This is a genomic window from Pseudomonas sp. ERMR1:02, assembly GCF_002277815.1.
In the GTDB taxonomy this organism is placed as follows: Bacteria; Pseudomonadota; Gammaproteobacteria; order Pseudomonadales; family Pseudomonadaceae; genus Aquipseudomonas.
On sequence record NZ_NKJI01000004.1, the window covers coordinates 279,507 to 299,902 of the forward strand.

18 protein-coding genes and 1 pseudogene are annotated in these 20,396 nt (G+C 59.6%); 13 read left to right on the forward strand and 6 right to left on the reverse strand.

What is annotated here, in order from left to right; genetic code table 11:
• Positions 1–123: 123 nt before the first annotated feature.
• From CES87_RS09955 to CES87_RS33005, 3 genes are all read right to left on the reverse strand, one after another.
• Positions 124–1,773 (reverse strand): acyl-CoA dehydrogenase family protein, encoded by a 1,650-nt coding sequence (locus CES87_RS09955; RefSeq protein WP_128605998.1) that lies wholly within the window; start codon positions 1,771–1,773, stop codon positions 124–126.
• A 74-nt stretch (positions 1,774–1,847) separates the two neighbouring features.
• On the reverse strand, positions 1,848–3,656 hold the full coding sequence (locus CES87_RS09960; protein ID WP_256590861.1) for a 7TM diverse intracellular signaling domain-containing protein: 1,809 nt from the start codon (positions 3,654–3,656) through the stop codon (positions 1,848–1,850).
• Positions 3,545–4,228: a 7TM-DISM domain-containing protein gene (locus CES87_RS33005; RefSeq protein ID WP_256590855.1), complete on the reverse strand. Its 684-nt coding sequence runs from the start codon at positions 4,226–4,228 to the stop codon at positions 3,545–3,547. Before CES87_RS33005 ends, CES87_RS09960 begins: the two co-directional genes overlap by 112 nt.
• Positions 4,229–4,592: 364 nt before the next feature.
• Here CES87_RS33005 and CES87_RS09970 point away from each other — a divergent pair.
• The 4 genes and pseudogenes from CES87_RS09970 to CES87_RS09985 all read left to right on the forward strand — a co-directional run bounded on the left by CES87_RS09970 (position 4,593) and on the right by CES87_RS09985 (position 8,125).
• Positions 4,593–5,389 (forward strand): annotated as a pseudogene (locus CES87_RS09970) (hydroxymethylpyrimidine/phosphomethylpyrimidine kinase).
• Positions 5,390–5,407: 18 nt separating this feature from the next.
• The gene (gene thiE / locus CES87_RS09975; RefSeq protein ID WP_128605999.1) at positions 5,408–6,031 is read left to right on the forward strand and encodes a thiamine phosphate synthase; all 624 of its coding nucleotides are present in this window, start codon (positions 5,408–5,410) and stop codon (positions 6,029–6,031) included.
• Between the two features lie 31 nt (positions 6,032–6,062).
• On the forward strand, positions 6,063–7,346 hold the full coding sequence (hemL, locus tag CES87_RS09980) for a glutamate-1-semialdehyde 2,1-aminomutase (RefSeq protein WP_128606000.1): 1,284 nt from the start codon (positions 6,063–6,065) through the stop codon (positions 7,344–7,346).
• A 224-nt stretch (positions 7,347–7,570) separates the two neighbouring features.
• Entirely contained in the window at positions 7,571–8,125 is a 555-nt protein-coding gene (locus tag CES87_RS09985; protein ID WP_128606001.1) for a tetratricopeptide repeat protein, read from the forward strand.
• A 113-nt stretch (positions 8,126–8,238) separates the two neighbouring features.
• On the opposite strand, the gene CES87_RS09990 is transcribed toward CES87_RS09985, so the two are convergent.
• Complete coding sequence (locus CES87_RS09990; protein WP_077045543.1) at positions 8,239–8,568, reverse strand: DUF1820 family protein; 330 nt, start codon at positions 8,566–8,568, stop codon at positions 8,239–8,241.
• Between the two features lie 135 nt (positions 8,569–8,703).
• On the opposite strand from CES87_RS09990, the gene miaB reads away from it, so the two are divergent.
• From miaB to lnt, 5 genes are all read left to right on the forward strand, one after another.
• Positions 8,704–10,029 carry a tRNA (N6-isopentenyl adenosine(37)-C2)-methylthiotransferase MiaB gene (miaB, locus tag CES87_RS09995; protein ID WP_128606002.1) on the forward strand — a complete coding sequence of 442 codons (1,326 nt, stop codon included), beginning with the start codon at positions 8,704–8,706 and terminating at the stop codon, positions 10,027–10,029.
• 187 nt (positions 10,030–10,216) lie between these two features.
• Positions 10,217–11,221 (forward strand): PhoH family protein, encoded by a 1,005-nt coding sequence (locus CES87_RS10005; RefSeq protein WP_128606003.1) that lies wholly within the window; start codon positions 10,217–10,219, stop codon positions 11,219–11,221.
• On the forward strand, positions 11,214–11,708 hold the full coding sequence (gene ybeY / locus CES87_RS10010) for an rRNA maturation RNase YbeY (protein WP_128606004.1): 495 nt from the start codon (positions 11,214–11,216) through the stop codon (positions 11,706–11,708). Before CES87_RS10005 ends, ybeY begins: the two co-directional genes overlap by 8 nt.
• A 5-nt stretch (positions 11,709–11,713) precedes the next feature.
• The gene (locus tag CES87_RS10015) at positions 11,714–12,553 is read left to right on the forward strand and encodes an HlyC/CorC family transporter (RefSeq protein ID WP_128606005.1); all 840 of its coding nucleotides are present in this window, start codon (positions 11,714–11,716) and stop codon (positions 12,551–12,553) included.
• 16 nt (positions 12,554–12,569) lie between these two features.
• The gene (gene lnt, locus CES87_RS10020; RefSeq protein ID WP_128606006.1) at positions 12,570–14,093 is read left to right on the forward strand and encodes an apolipoprotein N-acyltransferase; all 1,524 of its coding nucleotides are present in this window, start codon (positions 12,570–12,572) and stop codon (positions 14,091–14,093) included.
• 127 nt (positions 14,094–14,220) lie between these two features.
• Here the strand turns inward: lnt and CES87_RS10025 are convergent, their stop codons facing one another.
• Positions 14,221–14,982, reverse strand: coding sequence for a YdcF family protein (locus CES87_RS10025; protein ID WP_128606007.1), 762 nt, complete (start codon positions 14,980–14,982; stop codon positions 14,221–14,223).
• Positions 14,983–15,088: 106 nt separating this feature from the next.
• Positions 15,089–15,409 (reverse strand): hypothetical protein, encoded by a 321-nt coding sequence (locus CES87_RS10030; protein ID WP_128606008.1) that lies wholly within the window; start codon positions 15,407–15,409, stop codon positions 15,089–15,091.
• Between the two features lie 280 nt (positions 15,410–15,689).
• On the opposite strand from CES87_RS10030, the gene leuS reads away from it, so the two are divergent.
• From leuS to arfA, 4 genes are all read left to right on the forward strand, one after another.
• Positions 15,690–18,296 (forward strand): leucine--tRNA ligase, encoded by a 2,607-nt coding sequence (leuS, locus tag CES87_RS10035; RefSeq protein WP_128606009.1) that lies wholly within the window; start codon positions 15,690–15,692, stop codon positions 18,294–18,296.
• 88 nt (positions 18,297–18,384) lie between these two features.
• Positions 18,385–18,990: an LPS assembly lipoprotein LptE gene (gene lptE, locus CES87_RS10040; RefSeq protein ID WP_128606010.1), complete on the forward strand. Its 606-nt coding sequence runs from the start codon at positions 18,385–18,387 to the stop codon at positions 18,988–18,990.
• Positions 18,991–19,029: 39 nt separating this feature from the next.
• Positions 19,030–20,067 carry a DNA polymerase III subunit delta gene (holA, locus tag CES87_RS10045; RefSeq protein ID WP_128606011.1) on the forward strand — a complete coding sequence of 346 codons (1,038 nt, stop codon included), beginning with the start codon at positions 19,030–19,032 and terminating at the stop codon, positions 20,065–20,067.
• 151 nt (positions 20,068–20,218) lie between these two features.
• Positions 20,219–20,383: an alternative ribosome rescue factor ArfA gene (arfA, locus tag CES87_RS10050; RefSeq protein ID WP_003176285.1), complete on the forward strand. Its 165-nt coding sequence runs from the start codon at positions 20,219–20,221 to the stop codon at positions 20,381–20,383.
• Positions 20,384–20,396 lie beyond the last annotated feature (13 nt).

The window sequence follows — 20,396 nt, forward strand, 5'->3', positions numbered from 1 at the left end:
CGGTGCGACAATTCGACTTGCTCGCGAAAGCGGACTATCAGCCAATACAACTGTTGAATGCTGAATCGCATTCGCGAGCAAGCCCGCTCCCACATTTGTTCAGTGTGGATCATGAAGCCGTGATCAGAAGCCCTGCGGAGTCGAACGAGCGACGAGCGCTCCCACATCCAACCCTCGTGGCAATCCGCCGTAGACCCGGCCTCCGCCATTCAGACGACTGGCAATAAACGCATCACTCACCACTGAATTGCCCGCCTCCAGCAACAGCTTGGCCTGAAGCCCAAGGGCAATATCTTCAGTCAATTGCCGCGCGCGGTACTGAATGTCGCTGGTGTCCTTGAAAGCTGTCTGCAATTGATTGATGTGGGCGGCGAGGCGCTTGTCGCCATGGCCGTCACCCAACTCGCTGAACAAGGCGTCCAGCACGCCCGGCTCTTTCGACAGGGCCCTCAGCACATCAAGGCATTGCACGTTGCCGGAACCTTCCCATGTCGAGTTCACCGGTGCTTCACGATAGAGGCGCGGCAGGATGCTGTCTTCAACATATCCCGCACCGCCCATGCATTCAGCCGCTTCGTTGATCATCGCCGGCGCGCGTTTGCAGATCCAGTACTTGCCTACGGCCGTTACCAGTCGGGCGAATTTCGCTTCCTGCGCGTCCTCCAGATGATCCAGCGCCCGGCCCATGCGCAGGCTCAGAGCCAGCGCCGCTTCACTTTCCAGCGCCAGGTCCGCCAGCACGTTTTGCATCAAGGGTTGTTCGCTGAGCAGTTTGCCGCCGACCATACGGTGGGCGCAGTGATGGCTGGCCTGGGTCAGCGCCTGACGCATCAAGGCACTGGAACCGACCATGCAATCGAAGCGAGTCATGGCGACCATTTCGATAATGGTCGGAACGCCCCGGCCTTCTTCGCCGACCATCCATGCCAAGGCACCACGGAACTCCACTTCGCTGGAAGCGTTGGAGCAGTTGCCGAGCTTGTTCTTCAGGCGCTGGATGTAGAACTGATTGCGCGTGTCATCCGGGCGATGGCGCGGCAGCAAGAAGCAGGTCAGGCCTTTATCCGTCTGCGCCAAAGTCAGGAAGGCATCGCACATCGGCGCCGAACAGAACCACTTGTGCCCTACCAGTTCGTAAGGCTGACCAGGACCGCTGGCACCCACCGGATAAGCCTTGGTGGTGTTGGCCCGAACATCGGTGCCGCCCTGTTTTTCGGTCATGGCCATGCCGATGGTGACACCGGCCTTGTGGGCCATGCCGACGTTACGCGGGTCGTATTCGGTGGCGAGGATTTTTGGCAGCCACTTTTGCGCCAGGTCCGGTTGCAGGCGCAGCGCCGGGACACTGGCGAAGGTCATGGTCAGCGGGCAACCGCTGCCGGCTTCAGCCTGGCTGTGCAGATACGTCATGGATGCCCGGGCGACGTGGGCGCCGTCCTGCGGATGCGCCCAAGGCAGCGAGGTCAAGCCATGCTCGATCGCCGCGCGCATCAGCTGGTGATACGCCGGGTGAAACTCCACCAGATCGATACGGTGACCATAGCGGTCGTGACTGTTGAACACCGGTTTGTTCTGATTGGCCAGAAACCCCGCTTCCATCAGCGGCCCGCCAGCCAATGCGCCGTAAGCCTCGATCCGCGACTCGGCCCAACCGGCCCCGAAACGCCGCGACCACTCCTGCAATGGCAAATCAATGCGATACAGGTTGGCGCCGTCCAGTGACGGCGGCTGGTTGGTGACTTCGTGGGTTTCGGCGAACTGATGCAGGTTCATGAGGGGGCTCCTTTGGTCAGCCAAGGAATTTCAGTTAAGCACTGCCCCTCGGCCGAACAAAGTGTCATATCCGCCTAACTGCCGGCGCTTTCGCCCTGTTTCGGACAGAGAACCCTACGATAGAGCGCAGCCTGCAAATCTTCGAACTTCACCGGTTTGCTCAGGTAATCAATCAGCGCGCCGGTCGGGCAGCGCTCTCGATCCACGCCCTGGGAGAGCATGAACACCGGCAACTCGGCGCGACCCGGCAATGCACGAATCTGGCAGCAGACGGACTCACCTTCCAGCGCCGGCAATTGGCTATCGAGCAATACGGCATCAAAGGTTTCACGCTGCAGGAAATCGAGCGCGGCGATTGCGTTGTCGGCGGTACGCACCCGGAACCCGAGCTTGAGCAACATGCCACGCATCACCAATTGATTGATGCTGTTGTCATCCACCAGCAGTACGGTGCAATCCTGCGGCAGTCGCAGGCGCGGGAAATTCCCGGTCATGAAGGGCACTGACGGAGGCTCGACCACCGGGATTTCAAATTCGACGTCGAGCTGGAAACGGCTGCCACGCCCCGGCTCGGAGCGATGCGTCAGGCGGCCGCCGAGCAATTCGATGAGTTGCCGGCAGATCGCCAGGCCAACACCCAGCCCGCCGTACTCACGGGTCATCGAACCGTCGAGCTGGAAAAACCGCTGATACATTGTCGCCTCACCCAGATCGGTAAAGCCGATGCCGGTGTCGATCACCGCGAAGGACAACGCCAGCCGATCAGGGCCGACCATTTTCCCGGTCACCCGCAGCGCCAGGCCACCGACCCTGGTGAACTTGATGGCGTTATCCAACAGACATTCCAGGCATTGCGCCAACTTGGCACTGTCGCCGTGCAAGCGATCCGGCACACCCGGCGCCACGTCGACCTTGAAGTCCAGCGACTTGCTGCAAGCATTGCCGTCGAATTGCGCGCGTAATGCCTCGACCACGCCACGCAGACTAAAGGCCGAAGGGAAAACCTTGAGCTTGCCGGCCTGCAATTCGGTCAGCGTAAGAATGCCGTTGACCATGCGCATCATGTCCCGCGCCGAACCCGAGGCCGTTTGCTGGTATTGCTCCAGCTCCGGGTCCATTTCAACGGTTTGCATCAGTTCCAGCGAACCGATCACGCCGTTCATGGGCGTGCGCAACTCATGGGTCAGGGTCGCGAGAAACTCGTCCTTGAGTCGGTTACTGCGCGCCAGCTGCTGGTTGAGGACTTCCAGTTTTTGCCCGGCGTCGAGCAGGGTTTGTGCCTGCTGCTCACGCATGGCATTAATGCGGTCGGCCAGCGCCAGCGACAACAGCGCCACTTCGATGGCTGAGCCGATCTGGCTGGAGTACATGGTCAGGAACACGTTCGGCAGGTAGCCCAGCACCATCAGGGTATTGATGATGCCGCCGAGCAAAAACGCCGACCAGGCAATAATGAATAACGCGCGACCCGCAGCCCGCGCAACCAGGCAAAATCCCGCCGCAAAAATCACCACCGTGAAGATCAGCGCCAGAGCCGTCGCCAGGCGCAATGCCAGGGCATAGCTTGTCATCAGCGACAACCCGACCACCAACGCACTGAACGCGACCAGCGCCAGTAACAAGCGGTCAAGCCAGCGACTGTAAGTGGCCATCTGCAGGAAACCGCGGGCGAACTGACTGCCGAACAGCCCGGCGCAGCCAATGAAAAACGGCGTCGCCGCATTGGCCCACCAGGGATTGTCCGGCCAGAAGTACTGCACGGCCGCGCCGTTCACCGACAGCTGATACAAACCGAACGAGGCGATATAGAAGATGTAATAGAGGTAACTGGTGTCGCGTACGCTGAGATAGATGAACAGGTGTAGACCAGCATCCCCAGCAATACACCGTAGATCAGCCCCAACACGTAGAGCCGCAACGGTTGCTCTTCGAGGTACGCGGTGCTCGACCACAGCGTGACCGGCGCCTGGATCGAACCCTGGCTTTGCAGGCGCAGATACAGGGTCTGCGTCTGGTCGGGAGTGAAGTCCAGATTGAACAGGAAGTTGTTCTGGCGTATCTCGCGACTGGCGAACGGCAGGGCATCGCCGGTCTGGCGCACCAATTGATAGTTTCCGGCCGCATCGGGCAAATACAGATCAAGGTGATCGAGAGGCGGATAGGCCAGTTCCAGCAGCCAGGTACGGTGCGTCGCCGGGTTGGTCGGGTGGTAACGCAAATCGATTTTCAGCCAGAAAACCGAACGCGAATACCCGGCATTGAGGGTGGCTTTATCGTGTGGTTTGAAGTTGCCTGACGCAGCTTGCGTACGTACTTGCGCGATGGTCGCCTGACCATCGACATCTTCAAACACTTGCAGGGTCCGGCCCAGGGGGAGGCTTTGAGTGAACTCATCGAATTCGACGGCGTTCGCCAGGAGGGGCAAACACAATAGCAACATTAGCAAATAGCGCATTTATGCCCCAGCGTGGCCTGTCCGGTTCTGTCAGGAAGCCCCCCATTCCCTTTGAGTAGACGTAAAACCGGTGTTACCTATTATTGGTTTGGATCCACTCTAGCATAGCCGTTGATGGCTATTGAGCACTATAGAAATTTTTCCTACAAAGGCTCTAGCACGGGAGTTCCAGAGAAGATAATTGAGATAGAGCTATTTGTTCGATCAAACCACCTGTCTGTAGGAGCGAGCTTGCTCGCGATGTACTCAAGAGCGCCGCGTTTATCCTGTAACGCCGCGTTATCGTTAACGACCATCGCGAGCAAGCTCGCTCCTACTGGGACTGTCATGACTCGCTGGTCGACTGGTGGTAAGCTCGCGCACCATGAATATCTACAGCTCTCGCCCCGTTGTCCTCTGTCTCTCCGGCCACGACCCAAGTGGTGGCGCCGGCTTGCAGGCAGATATCGAAGCCCTGCTTGCTCAGGGTTGCCATGCGGCACCAGCCGTCACAGCCCTGACCGTGCAAGACACCGTCAATGTCACCGACTTCCGCGTCCTGGACCGTGAGTGGGTGTTGGCCCAGGCCAATGCCGTGCTCAACGACTCCGAAGTCGCTGCGGTCAAACTGGCATGCTCGGTTCCCTGGAAATGGTCGACACCGTTGTCGAACTGCTTTCGGCGCACCCGCATTTGCCAGTGGTCTGCGACCCGGTGCTGCGTGCTGGCGGCGGCGGACGTCTGGGCAAGGACGAAGTCGGCTACGCCATGCGCGAACGCCTGCTGCCCTTGTCGATCATCGCCACCCCCAACCTCCCCGAAGCCCGAATCCTCGCCGAACTGCCTGAAGGCACCGCGGACGAGTGCGCTGAAAAGCTTCTGCCGTTCGTCAAACACCTGCTGATCACCGGCGGCCATGGCGACGAAACCGAAATCCACAATCGCCTCTATAGCCGCGATGGCCTGTGCGAAACCTACACCTGCCAGCGCCTGCCCGGCAGCTATCACGGTTCCGGCTGCACTCTGGCCAGCGCGCTTGCCGGTCGTCTGGCCCAAGGTGAAAACCTCGCCAGTGCTGTTCAGACCGCGCTTAACTACACGTGGCGCACCCTGCGTGATGCCGAGCAGTTGGGCAAAGGCCAGTTCGTGCCGCGCCGCCTGCCACTGGACTTCTGTTCGTAACGCCATGAGGCCTGTCCGATGAAACTACGTGGCCTGTACGCCATCACCGACAGCACGTTGCTGGCCGGTAAATTCCTGTCGTACGTGGAGGCGGCGCTGGAAGGCGGCGTCACCCTGTTGCAGTACCGCGACAAAAGCAGCGACGAGGCCCGCCGCCTGCGTGAAGCCGAAGCCTTGCGCGACTTGTGCGACCGCTACAAGACCCAATTGATCATCAATGACGACGCCGAACTGGCAGCACGCCTGAACGTTGGCGTGCATCTGGGGCAGACCGACGGCCCGCTGACCCCGGCCCGCGCGTTGCTCGGCTCCAAGGCCATCATCGGTTCGACTTGCCATGCGCAACTCGAACTCGCCGAGCAGGCCGCCAAAGAAGGCGCCAGTTACGTCGCCTTCGGCCGCTTCTTCAATTCCAGCACCAAACCCGGCGCGCCGACCTGCAGCCTTGAACTGCTCGACAAGGCTCGCGGGCAGTTGCACCTGCCGATCTGCGCGATTGGCGGCATCACCCTGGACAATGCCGCGCCGCTGGTGGCCCACGGGGTCGATCTGCTCGCCGTGGTACATGGCCTGTTTGGCGCCCAGAGCCCGGCTGAAGTGACCCGCCGCGCCCGTGCGTTCAACGACCTGCTTTCTATTTAAGTGCCTTAAAATCTGATTTGAGAGCCCGATCATGTCTCGTTCCGAAACCCTGTTTGCCAATGCCCAGAAACACATTCCTGGTGGCGTGAATTCGCCGGTTCGCGCGTTCAAAAGCGTTGGCGGCACGCCGTTGTTCTTCAAGCACGCCGAAGGCGCCTACGTCACCGACGAAGACAACAAGCGTTATGTGGATTACGTCGGTTCCTGGGGGCCGATGATTCTCGGTCACAGCCACCCTGACGTGCTGGATGCGGTGCGTAAGCAGCTTGTGCATGGGTTGTCCTACGGTGCGCCAACCGAGATGGAAACCCAGATGGCGGACCTGGTCTGCTCACTGGTGCCGTCAATGGAAATGGTGCGCATGGTCAGCTCCGGTACCGAAGCGACAATGAGTGCTATCCGCCTGGCCCGTGGTTTCACCGGTCGCGACAGCATCATCAAGTTTGAAGGTTGCTACCACGGCCACTCCGACAGTCTGCTGGTGAAGGCCGGCTCCGGCGCCCTGACCCAGGGCGTACCAAGTTCGGCCGGTGTACCGGCGGCCTTCGCCAAACACACGCTTACCCTGCCGTTCAACGACATCGATGCCGTTGAAAGCATGCTCGCCGAAGTCGGCCAGGAAGTGGCCTGCATCATCGTCGAGCCGGTAGCCGGCAACATGAACTGCGTACCGCCGGCTCCCGGCTTCCTCGAAGGCCTGCGCACCGTGTGTGACAAGCACGGCGTGGTGCTGATCTTCGACGAAGTGATGACCGGTTTCCGTGTCGCCCTCGGCGGCGCCCAGGCTCATTACGGTGTTACGCCGGACCTGACCACTTTCGGCAAGATCATCGGCGGTGGCATGCCGGTAGGCTGCTTCGGCGGCAAGCGCGAAATCATGTCGCGCATTGCTCCGCTCGGCCCGGTTTATCAGGCAGGCACATTGTCGGGTAACCCGCTGGCGATGGCAGCCGGCCTGACCACTCTGCGCCTGATCAGCCGTCCAGGCTTCCACGCCGAGCTGACCGACTACACCACGCGCCTGCTCGATGGCCTGCAAGTGCGTGCCGATGCGGCGGGCATTCCGTTCGTGACCACTCAGGCCGGTGGCATGTTTGGTCTGTACTTCAGCGGCGCCGACGACATCGTGACCTTCGATGACGTCATGGCCAGCGACGCCGCCCTGTTCGGTCGTTTCTTCCATCTGATGCTGGAAGGCGGTGTGTATTTGGCCCCGAGCGCCTTCGAAGCCGGCTTCACCTCGATCGCCCATGGAGAAGCCGAGCTGAAACTGACCCTCGATGCCGCCGAGCGCGCATTCGCTGCATTGAAGTGACGCTGTAGCGCTGACGTTGGCCATCGCCAGCGTCAGCTTTCACCTACACTCCCGCGCTTTTTCCTACTCATCGGCCGATAATCCCCCGCAATGTGGGCGATATATTCCCCGCGCAGCAGAAAAACGAGTAAAGACTTTGTAAGGTTGGCCCTGCTTATTTCATAATGCGCGCTTATTGGATCCCTCGATGGGTCCGCGCGCCCTTCAGAGGTAAGTCGATTCCCATGAACCGCACCGGCCGCGCCCTTTCACTGGGCTGCCTGTTGCTCCTTCAGCCCCTGCTCGCGCTCGCACAAGCAGGCGGTAACTCGTTGTTAATTCCAGCGATGGGTCGCTGCACCCTCAATACCCAGCCGCAAGATCTGGCACAGGCACTCGCCGCCTGCCAGAAAGCGTCGGATGAAGGGGATGCACAAGCGCAATACGAGTTGGGTGAGTTCTACTACGAAGGAAAAAACGCGCCGCGCGACCTTAATCAAGCCCTGAGTTACTTCGAAAAGGCCTCGCTGCAAGGCCACGCCCAGGCGCAATTCAAACTTGGCACCATGTTTTTCCACGGTGAAGGCGTTCCGGCCAATAACATCCAGGCTTACATCCTGCTGAAAATGGCTGCGGTCAACGGCGCTGAAGATGCGCTGGACACTGCCGACGAAGTCACCGAGAAAATGCCTCGCCAGGAACTCGAAGTCGCCACTCAGGTGCTCGGGCAGATTTTCCGTAAATACCTGATGGAATTGCAGAGCGCCGATGGGCGTACGCCTTTCTCTCCTCTTCCCTGAATTGCTCGTTGATCCCCCTGGCCCTTTCGCGGGCAAGCCTCGCTCCTACAAAGGCAGCGCTGTTCTTGTAGGAGCGAGGCTTGCCCGCGAATAAGGCGACTCGGTCTTGAGGCTTACTTCTCAGGCATCGGCACCGGAAACGGCATCACATTGCCAACCGCACCGCGGGCTTCGCTGATTTTCGGGGTGCCCAGGCGCTCGACTTCATCGATGCGCACAATCGAATGCATCGGCACGAAACTGCGCACCACACCTTCGAACTGCGCCTTGAGCTTCTCTTCGCTCGGATCGACGACCACTTGCGTGCGCTCGCCAAAGACGAACTCTTCCACTTCCAGAAAGCCCCACAGATCGCTCTGATAGATCTGCTTGGCGTACATTTCGAACACCTGGCCCTGGTTGAGGAAAATCACCTTGTAGATTGGAGCTTCACGTTTGGTCATGGTGGGCGAGCAACACATCGGGGGATAAAAAGAGGGCGCGAACTATAGCATAGCCACCGGACGCGCAGCGGTAGGAACCTTGGAACATGTTCCCTATAATGCGCGGTTCTTCGAATCACGTGATGACCCTTTTCCATGGCCAAGAAGCTTTACATCGAAACCCACGGCTGCCAGATGAACGAGTACGACAGCTCGCGCATGGTCGATCTGCTGGGCAAACACCAGGCCCTGGAAGTCACCGCTCGTGCCGAAGACGCCGACGTGATCCTGCTCAACACCTGCTCGATCCGTGAACGAGCCCAGGATCGCGTCTACTCGCAGCTCGGCCGCTGGCGCGAACTGAAACTGGCCAACCCGGACATGGTGATCGCCGTCGGCGGTTGCGTGGCCAGTCAGGAAGGCGCCGCCATTCGTGATCGTGCACCCTATGTCGACGTGGTGTTCGGCCCGCAAACTCTGCACCGCCTGCCGGAAATGATCGACGCCGCGCGCATCAGCAAGCTGCCGCAAGTCGACGTCTCGTTCCCGGAAATCGAAAAATTCGACCACTTGCCCGAGCCGCGCGTCGACGGCCCGAGCGCGTATGTGTCGGTGATGGAAGGTTGCAGCAAGTACTGCACGTTCTGCGTGGTGCCATACACCCGCGGTGAAGAAGTCAGCCGCCCGTTCGACGACGTGATTGCCGAGATCATTCACCTGGCCGAAAACGGTGTGCGCGAAGTGACGCTGCTGGGGCAGAACGTCAACGGTTATCGCGGCACGACCCATGACGGTCGCCTGGCCGACCTGGCCGAATTGATCCGTGTGGTCGCCGCTGTCGATGGCATCGACCGCATCCGCTATACCACCTCGCACCCGCTGGAGTTCTCCGACAGTCTGATCCAGGCCCATGCCGAGGTACCTGAACTGGTGAAACACCTGCACTTGCCGGTGCAATCAGGTTCCGACCGCATCCTGGCCGCAATGAAGCGCAACCACACTGCACTGGAATACAAATCCAAATTGCGCAAGCTGCGGGCCGCGGTGCCGGGCATTTGCATCAGTTCGGACTTCATCGTCGGCTTCCCCGGCGAGACCGAAAAAGATTTCGAACAGACGATGAAGCTGATCCAGGACGTCGGTTTCGACTTCTCTTATTCGTTCGTCTACAGCCAGCGCCCCGGCACACCGGCCGCGGACCTTGCCGATGACACGCCCGAAGTGCTGAAAAAAGAACGCCTGAATGCGCTGCAACATCGCCTGAACCAGCAAGGTTTCGAGATCAGCCGACAAATGGTCGGTTCAATCCAGCGCATCCTGGTCACCGATTATTCGAAAAAAGACCCCGGCGAGCTGCAAGGGCGGACCGAGAATAACCGTATCGTCAATTTCCGCTGCGACAATCCGACCTTGATCGGCCAATTCGCCGATGTGCACATCGATGCCGCTCAACCGCATTCGCTACGGGGCTCGCTATTGTAAGAGCGAGGCTAGCCCGCGAAGGCCATACCGCAATTCCTCCGACGGACTGCGTTATCGTTCTTCGCGGGCAAGCCTCGCTCCTACAGAGACGGTGTTTTGCGCTGGATTATTTAAGAGCTTTCGCACCCGCGCCACTGGCGCTATCCTTGATTTCATCACCATTGCCCCAGGGCGGCTAAATACGACCTTGAACGCACCCATAGAACCACATCGTTTCATTCTCGAGCCTTTTGAAGCTCACCGCTTCGCCAATCTGTGCGGGCAATTCGACGAGCATCTGCGCTTGATCGAACAGCGCCTGACCATCGAGATTCGCAACCGCGGAAACCAGTTCGAACTGATCGGCGAGCGTAAACACACTACCTCCGCAGAAAACCTCCTGCGCCGCCTGTATCGGGAAACCAAGGGCACCGAACTGTCGCCGGACGTGGTTCACCTGTTCCTGCAGGAATCCGCCGTCGAAGAGCTGGACAACCACTCGCCCGCCGATGCCTCCGTCGCCCTGCGCACCAAAAAAGGCATGATTCGCCCTCGCGGCTTGAATCAGCAGCGCTATGTGAAGGAAATCCTCGGCAACGACATCAACTTCGGCATTGGCCCGGCTGGTACCGGCAAGACCTATCTGGCCGTTGCCTGTGCAGTGGATGCACTGGAACGCGAACAGATCCGCCGCATCCTGCTGGTGCGTCCAGCGGTCGAAGCGGGGGAAAAACTCGGCTTCCTGCCCGGCGACCTCAGCCAGAAGATCGACCCGTACCTGCGCCCGCTCTACGACGCGCTCTACGAAATGCTCGGCTTCGAATACGTCGCCAAGCTGATCGAACGCCAGGTCATCGAAGTCGCGCCGCTGGCGTACATGCGTGGCCGGACGCTGAACAACAGCTTCATCATCCTCGACGAAAGCCAGAACACCACGGTCGAGCAAATGAAAATGTTCCTGACCCGAATCGGCTTCGGCTCCACAGCCGTCATCACGGGTGACATCACCCAGGTCGACCTGCCCAAAGGCACCAAATCCGGGTTGCACCATGTGATCGAAGTCTTGAAAGACGTGCCAGGTATCAGCTTCACTCATTTCCTGGCCAAGGACGTTGTGCGTCATCCGCTGGTGCAGCGCATCGTCGAAGCCTACGAGCGCTTCGAGAACCGCGTAGCCGATGAAACACCAAAGGACAACCGCCGCGATGCTTGAGCTTGACCTGCAAATTGCGACCCAAGCTCCTGCCCCCGGCGAAGCCGAATTCCGCCAATGGTGCGAACTGGCCCTGCGCCAGCGCACCGCCGACTCCGAGATGACCATTCGCCTGGTCGACGAAGCCGAAGGCCGCGAGCTGAACCACACCTGGCGGCAAAAGGATTACGCAACTAACGTCTTGTCGTTCCCGGCCGATGTGCCTGACGAGTTTCTCGACATTCCATTGCTGGGCGATCTGGTGATCTGTGTCGCCGTGGTCGTGCGTGAAGCCGCCGAACAAGGCAAGGAACTCAAAGCCCATTGGGCACATCTGGTGATTCACGGCTGCTTGCATCTGCTCGGTTATGACCACATAGATGATGAGGAAGCCGAAGAGATGGAAGCGCTGGAACGTACTTTGCTTGCAGAACTGGGCTATCCCGATCCGTACGCGGACGACGAAACCGAAACACCCCCAACCGTCACAACAAAGGATTCAGAGTAATCGCTATGAGCGAAGATCGATCGAGCAACGGGCAGAAGTCCTGGCTGGGTAAGCTCACCCAGGCTTTTGCCCACGAGCCGAAGAACCGTCAGGAGCTGCTGGAGCTGCTGCGCGACGCACACCAAAACAAACTGCTGGACAGCGAAGCGCTGGCCATCGTCGAAGGCGCCATCCAGGTAGCTGACCTGCAAGTACGGGACATCATGGTCCCGCGCTCGCAGATGATCAGCATCAAGGCGACCCAGACACCCCGCGAGTTCCTGCCTGCCGTGGTCGACTCGGCCCACTCCCGCTACCCGGTGATCGGCGAAAGCCACGATGACGTGATGGGTGTGTTGCTGGCCAAGGACTTGCTGCCGTTGATTCTCAAAGAGAACGGCGACAGTTTCAACATCAAGGATCTGCTACGCCCGGCCACTTTCGTGCCGGAGTCCAAGCGACTGAACGTGCTGCTGCGCGAGTTCCGCGCGAACCACAACCACATGGCGATCGTCATCGACGAATACGGCGGCGTGGCTGGCCTGGTGACCATTGAAGATGTACTGGAGCAGATCGTCGGCGACATCGAAGACGAGCACGACGTCGAAGAGGACAGCTACATCAAGCCACTGCCCAGCGGTGACTTCCTGATTAAGGCCCTGACGCCGATCGAGAATTTCAACGAATTCTTCGACAGCGAGTTCTCCGACGACGAATTCGATACCGTCGGCGGCCTGGTGATGAGCGCATTCGGGCACTTGCCAAAACGCAACGAAATCACTGAAATCGGCACCTATCGCTTCCGCATACTGAACGCCGACAGTCGTCGGATTCATTTGCTGCGCCTGACGCCTATCGCCCGGTAAAAAACTAAGGATTGAAATGCGCTGGACAACCCGCCCCGGCTGGCCCGGTAACCTGCTGGCCGTGGCGGCCGGTGCAATCACTACCCTGGCCCTGGCGCCTTTCGATATCTGGCCGCTGGCATTGCTGGCGGTCGGGTTGCTCTATGCCGGCTTGCGTGAACTGAGCCCCCGTCAGGCCCTCGGCCGTGGCTGGTGCTTCGGCTTCGGTCTGTTCGGTGCCGGTACCAGCTGGATCTACTACAGCATTCATCACTTCGGCGGTGCCTCGGTACTGCTGGCCGGTTTCCTGATGCTGATCTTTACCGCGGCGATTGCCTGGTTCTTCGCTCTGCCCGCCTGGGTCTGGGCGCGCTGGCTGCGACGCAACGAAGCACCACTGGCCGACGCCCTGGCCTTTGCCGCTTTGTGGGTCGGCCAGGAGGCGTTCCGCGGCTGGTTTCTCACCGGTTTCCCTTGGCTCTATTCCGGCTACAGCCAACTCGACGGTCCATTGGCCGGTCTCGCTCCCGTCGGCGGCATGTGGCTGATCTCCTTTACTTTGGCCTTGACTGCAGCGCTGATCTACAACGGCTTACGCCTGGTCCGTGGCGCCCGTAAAGGTTTCATCGTGGTTGGCGCCCTGCTGCTGGTAGGCCCATGGGTGGCCGGCATCGCACTCAAGCATCACGCCTGGACAAGCCCGGCGGGCGCGCCGCTGAGCGTCGCAGCGATTCAGGGGAACATCGAACAAAGCATGAAGTGGGACCCGGCGCAGCTCAATGCGCAGCTGGCGCTGTACCGTGACATGAGCTTCGCCTCCAAGCGCGTTGACCTGCTGATCTGGCCGGAAACCGCGATCCCGATACTCAAGGAATCCGCCGAAGGTTACCTGGACATGATGGGGAAATTCGCTGCAGAACGGGACTCGGCGATGATTACCGGCGTTCCGATCCGTGAAGTCGTCCATCAGCAAAAACGCTACTACAACGGCATCACAGTGGTAGGCGAAGGTGATGGCACTTACCTCAAGCAGAAACTGGTGCCGTTCGGCGAATACGTTCCACTGCAAGATGTACTGCGCGGGCTGATCGCATTCTTCGACCTGCCGATGTCGGACTTTGCCCGCGGCCCTGCCGATCAGCCGATGCTGCAAGCCAAGGGTTACCAGATCGCACCTTTTATCTGCTACGAAGTGGTGTACCCGGAGTTTGCCGCCGGCCTCGCTGCCCAAAGTGATCTGCTGCTGACTATCAGCAATGACACCTGGTTCGGCACCTCCATCGGTCCGTTGCAACATTTGCAGATGGCCCAGATGCGCGCACTGGAGGCGGGCCGCTGGATGATCCGCGCCACCAACAATGGCGTGACCGGCCTGATTAACCCGTTCGGCCAGATCACTGCACAGATCCCGCAGTTTGAACGCGGCATCCTGTACGGCGAAGTCGTGCCGATGCACAACCTGACGCCTTATCTGCAATGGCGTTCGTGGCCGCTGATCATAGTTTGCGTGTTGTTGTTTGGCTGGGCGCTGGTGGCCAGCCGGATGGCCAAGACCGTTTAATCGCGGCGCATGAAATTTGTAGGAGCTGGCTTGCCAGCGAAGACGATCTTTCAGTCAATAAATACGTTGACTGATCCACCGCCTTCGCCAGCAAGCCGGCTCCTACAGAAAGAGCGCAACCATAAGGTTATCGGTAGAAAAGGGAATACCCCACCTGCCCCACCGCCTCGTTCATCAATTGCCCACTTCGCCAAATCGCCTTGAACTCCGGCATCCAGCCGCCTAGCGGCTCGCCGTTGTCGCCTCCCAGAAATCCAACCGGCGCCGGCACGACTTCAAACCCGGCCTTGCGGAAACTCCATACCGCTCGCGGCATATGCCAGGCCTGAGTCACGAGTACCACACGCTTGATACCTTCGGGCAACAACACCTCGGCACTCATCTGCGCGTTCTCCCAGGTCGTACGGCTGCGACCTTCCTGCCAACGCACGGTCACGCCGAAATCATCGTGCAGTGAGTCAGCCATCAACTTGGCCTCCGTGGGCGGAGTGCCATAATGCAGCCCACCACTGGTCAGAATCGGCAAACCCGACGCCTTGGCCAGCCGCGCCGCATAGCGCTGACGCTCCAGTCCAACTCCAGTCGGCTGATCGGTTCCCCATGCCGGATCACCCCGTTCGCGCCCCGAACCCAATATCACGATGGCATCCGCGTGCTGCCCCAACGTCGCCCACTCTTCAAACGCCAGTGGTGGCTCACGCTCCAGGAGCTCGGCGCTCCATTGCACCACAATCGGCAGGCTCATCAGCCAGAAGCCACCCAATCCAAGTGCAAAGCACAAGCCGGCAAGCCTCGGTCTTGAGCGGCGCAAGCACCAGCCAAGCAAAAGCAGCAGCAAAAGAATGCCCGGCGGCAAGAGAAGTTGTTTCACAAAATAACGAAAAGGCATCGAGCATCTCCATGAAGATGCCCGAAGCCTAAGTGGGTTGACGCAATGCGACAATAAATACGGAAGGACTATGCTTCAAAAAAGCATGGAGCATGGTTCTACGACCTTATTTGAACTGCAGAGACCGGACCTTTACCGCGTCTCTACCGGGTACTTTGTCCTTGAGCCAGATAATCTTGGCAGAACGCGGTGCGTCGAGTTGCTTCACTGCTTCGGACAAGCATCCGTGTGTCTCACGTTCGCTGCGATCCAGATACGCCTTGATCAGTGCAAACTCTGCGGCGCTCAGACCGCGCAGTTCCAGTTCCACAGGGCGTTCATCGCGCAACCGACCAGCGGTTTTTGCCGCTTCCAAGGCCAAGCCAAGACGATCGATCAGTCTTTCGTACAGCTCCGGTTTTGTAGCTTTTTGCCGTAACTCAACCATCCCTCACCTCATTGGAAGATAAGACCTACTCCCCAGTTAGAGCTTAGCTTCCATGCACAAACCGGCTGAACGCCGCGACAAACGGCCCTCCCAGCGGTTTTGGCGAGACGCGCGGCAGTAATCAGGGTTTCCCTCGGTAGAGTGCGGTCATGTATGCTACGGCGCTTCCTGTAACTCCACTTCCAGCTCGCCTGGGCAGCGAAACGCCGAATTGGCGCCTTCATCGTCCAGCGTTGCATTGAAGAGGATTAGGCCACCCCTATTCAGTTCAAAAGTAGCCATGCACGAACAATATCAGCCCCGTGAAATCGAAGCCGCCGCCCAGTCGTTCTGGGACGAGCAAAAGTCCTTTGAAGTCAGTGAACAGCCAGGCAAGGAGACTTTCTACTGCCTGTCGATGTTCCCTTACCCCAGCGGCAAGCTACACATGGGGCACGTGCGCAACTACACCATCGGCGACGTGATTTCCCGGTATCAGCGCATGCAAGGCAAGAACGTCCTGCAACCCATGGGTTGGGACGCCTTCGGCATGCCGGCGGAAAACGCCGCGATGAAGAACAACGTAGCGCCCGCCAAGTGGACCTACGAAAACATCGCCTACATGAAAACTCAGCTGCGTAGCCTGGGCCTGGCGGTGGACTGGTCGCGCGAAGTGACCACCTGCAAACCGGACTACTACCGCTGGGAACAATGGCTGTTCACCCGCCTGTTCGAAAAAGGCGTGATCTACCGCAAGAACGGCACCGTTAACTGGGACCCGGTCGACCAGACCGTTCTGGCCAACGAACAGGTGATCGACGGTCGCGGCTGGCGTTCCGGCGCGCTGATCGAAAAGCGCGAAATTCCGATGTACTACTTCAAGATCACCGCCTACGCGGATGAGCTGCTGGAGAGCCTCGACGAACTGACTGGCTGGCCTGAACAGGTCAAGACCATGCAGCGCAACTGGATCGGCAAATCCCGCGGCATGGAAGTACAGTTCCCGTACAACGTCGATTCCATAGGCGAAGCCGGTGCCCTGAAAGTCTTCACTACACGTCCGGACACCCTGATGGGCGCCACTTACGTTGCCGTGGCCGCCGAACACCATCTGGCCACCCTGGCCGCGCAGAACAACCCCGAGCTGCAGGCGTTCATCGCCGAATGCAAGGGCGGCAGCGTCGCCGAAGCCGACGTCGCCACTCAAGAGAAAAAAGGCCTGCAGACTTCGCTGTTCGTCGAGCACCCGCTGACCGGTGAGAAACTGCCGGTATGGGTCGCCAACTACGTGCTGATGCACTACGGCGATGGCGCGGTCATGGCTGTTCCGGCCCACGACGAACGTGATTTCGAGTTCGCCACCAAATACAACCTGCCGATCAAGTCCGTGATCCGCACCAGCTCCGGTGACACCAACCCGGCCCCGTGGCAGGACGCCTATGGCGAACACGGCATGCTGATCAACTCGGGCGAGTTCGACGGCCTCGACTTCGCCGGCGCCTTCGATGCGATCGAAGTGGCGCTGATCAAGAAAAACCTCGGCGCTTCGCGCACCCAGTTCCGCCTGCGCGACTGGGGCATCAGCCGTCAGCGCTACTGGGGCTGCCCGATCCCGATCATCCACTGCGATACCTGCGGTGACGTGCCGGTGCCGGAAGATCAACTGCCTGTCGTATTGCCAGAAGACGTCGTACCCGACGGCGCCGGCTCACCACTGGCGCGCATGCCCGAGTTCTACGAGTGCAACTGCCCGAAATGCGGTCAGCCTGCCAAGCGTGAAACCGATACCATGGACACCTTCGTCGAGTCCTCTTGGTACTACGCACGCTACGCCTCGCCGCACTATGAAGGCGGCCTGGTTGAAAAATCGGCAGCCGACCACTGGTTGCCGGTGGATCAGTACATCGGCGGTATTGAACACGCCATTCTTCACCTGCTCTACGCACGCTTCTTCCACAAGCTGATGCGCGACGAAGGCCTGGTGAGTTCCAACGAGCCGTTCAAGAACCTGCTGACCCAGGGCATGGTGATCGCCGAGACCTACTACCGTCGCGAAGCCAATGGTGCTTACACCTGGTTCAACCCTGCAGACGTGGAGCTGGAGCGTGACAGCAAGGCCAAGGTAATCAGCGCCAAGCTGATCGCAGACGGCCTGCCGGTGGAAATCGGCGGCACTGAGAAAATGGCCAAGTCAAAGAACAACGGCGTCGACCCGCAGTCGATGATTGACCAGTTCGGTGCAGACACCTGCCGCCTGTTCATGATGTTCGCCTCGCCACCGGACATGAGCGCGGAATGGTCCGACTCTGGCGTCGAAGGTTCGCACCGCTTCCTCAAGCGCGTCTGGCGCCTGGCTCAAACGCACGTCACTCAGGGCCTGCCGGGCAAACTGGACGTCGTTGGTCTGAATGACGAGCAGAAAGTGGTTCGCCGTTCGATCCACCAGGCCATCAAGCAAGCCAGCCACGACGTCGGCCAGAACCACAAATTCAACACCGCCATCGCCCAGGTGATGACGCTGATGAATGTGCTGGAAAAAGCCCCGCAAGGCAGCGAGCAGGATCGCGCACTGGTTCAAGAAGGTCTGGAAACCGTGACGCTGCTGCTGGCTCCGATCACCCCGCACATCAGCCACGAACTGTGGAGCCGACTGGGTCACGCCGAGCCGGTGATCGATGCCGGTTGGCCAGTGCTGGACGAAAGCGCGTTGGTGCAAGACAGCCTGCAGCTGGTGATTCAGGTCAACGGCAAGCTGCGCGGCCACATCGAAATGCCGGCCAGCGCCAGCCGCGAAGAAGTCGAAGCCGCCGCACGGGCCAACGAAAACGTGCTGCGCTTTGTCGACGGCCTGACTATTCGTAAAGTGATCGTGGTGCCCGGGAAACTGGTCAACATCGTCGCCAGCTAATTGGATCAGGCGCCAGGCCAAGCCTTGCGCCGAATAAAACCTTTCGGGCCGCTTGACCGGCCCACATGGTTTCAAGGGGAACAACACAATGATCAAACGCAATTTGCTGGTGATGGGCCTTGCGGTCTTGTTGAGCGCCTGTGGTTTTCAGCTGCGCGGCACCGGCACCACCGAACTGGCGATCAAAGAACTTGACCTCAGCGCCCGTAACTCCTACGGCGAAACCGTGACGCAACTGCGTCAGGTACTCGATAGCAGCGGCGTCAAGGTCTATACCGGCGCACCGTACAAACTTGTGTTAACGGATGAGCAGGAAACCCAGCGTATCCTCAGCTACGCAGGTGCTGGTCGTACTGGCGAGTATCAACTGAATACTGTGCTCAACTACGAAATTCTCAGCCAGGGCAAACTCTCTTTGATTGCTGACAAGCTCGAAGTACAAAAGGTCTTCATCCACGACGGTAACAACCTGGTGGGTTCCGACCAGGAGGCCGCAGATGCCCGCAAGGATATGCGTCGCGAGCTGGTACAGCGCATGATGCTGCGCCTGCAACAGATCACGCCGACCCAGCTGGCGCAGCTGCAGCAGACTGCCGAGGCCAGAGCCAAGGCAGAAGCCGCGGCACTGGAAGCGGCGCAGAAGGCTGAGGCGCAAACGCCGCGCCAGTCGCCTATCGAACTGCCGCGACAGTAAGTCTTACGGGGCGCTCAGGCGCCCCGTTCGCCCTCGCCTATGAAACTCGCTCCCGCTCAACTCGGCAAACACTTGCAAGGCGCCCTCGCGCCGGTCTACGTCATCAGTGGCGATGATCCGTTACTGTGTCAGGAAGCTGCCGACGCCATCCGCGCCGCTGCCCGCTTGCAGGGGTTCGACGAACGCCAGGTTTTTGCCGCCGACGCCAGTTTCGACTGGGGTACGTTGCTGCTGGCCGGTGCCAGCATGTCGCTGTTCGCTGAAAAGCGCCTGCTGGAACTGCGTCTGCCCTCCGGCAAACCCGGTGACAAGGGTGCCGCCGCGCTTATCGAATACTGCTCGCGACCGGCTGAAGACACGGTGCTGCTGATCAGCCTGCCGAAACTCGATGGCAGTGCGCAAAAAACCAAGTGGGGCAAGGCACTGGTCGAAGGCCCACAGACTCAGTTCGTACAAATCTGGCCGGTGGATGCCAACCAGCTACCTGGCTGGATCCGTCAACGGCTATCCCAGGCGGGGCTCTCAGCCAGCCAGGACGCAGTCGAGCTGATCGCCGCGCGGGTCGAGGGCAACCTGCTGGCAGCCGCACAGGAAATTGAAAAGCTCAAGCTGATGGCCGAAGGTGGCCAGATCACCGTCGAAACCGTGCAGGCTGCAGTGGCCGACAGTGCGCGCTTCGATGTCTTCGGGCTGACCGATGCGATTCTCAATGGCGAAGCTGCCCACGCCTTGCGCATGCTTGAAGGGTTGCGCGGTGAAGGCGTCGAACCACCGGTGATTCTTTGGGCCCTGGCGCGGGAGCTGCGTCTGCTGGCCAATATTTCCCTGCAATACAGTCAGGGCACACCGCTGGACAAAGCATTCAGTCAGGCCAGGCCACCCGTTTGGGACAAGCGCAAACCGCTGATGAGCAAAGCCCTGCAACGCTATTCAGCGCAACGCTGGGCGCAGTTGTTGCTCGAAGCGCAGCGCATTGACGCGCAGATCAAAGGCCAGGCGGCCGGTTCGCCATGGATGAGTTTGAGTCGCTTGACGTTATTGATGGCTGGCCAAAGATTGTCGCTGCCCGCAGAGTAAATCTTTCGACCGCATAACGGCCATTCGCGGGCAAGCCTCGCTCCTACAAGCGAAGGCGTCCGAAAGGTCCTACGCAATGTGGGGTCTAGACAGAGTCTCAACTTCGGCAGATTATCGCCCCCGCAAAGCCCCTCAATCGAGAGATCCGATCATGAGCAAAAAGCCATCAAAGCATGGCCCCAACAAGGCCAAATCCATCATCGCCCAGCCACTGTTCCGCAGCCGTCAGGAACGAGCCGGCAAGGGCAAAGGCAGCTACCGCCGCGAAGCCTTCCAGTCTAATAGCTGGGAGGCTTCTTACTTTCTGGCCGCCTGAAAGGCAAGCATCC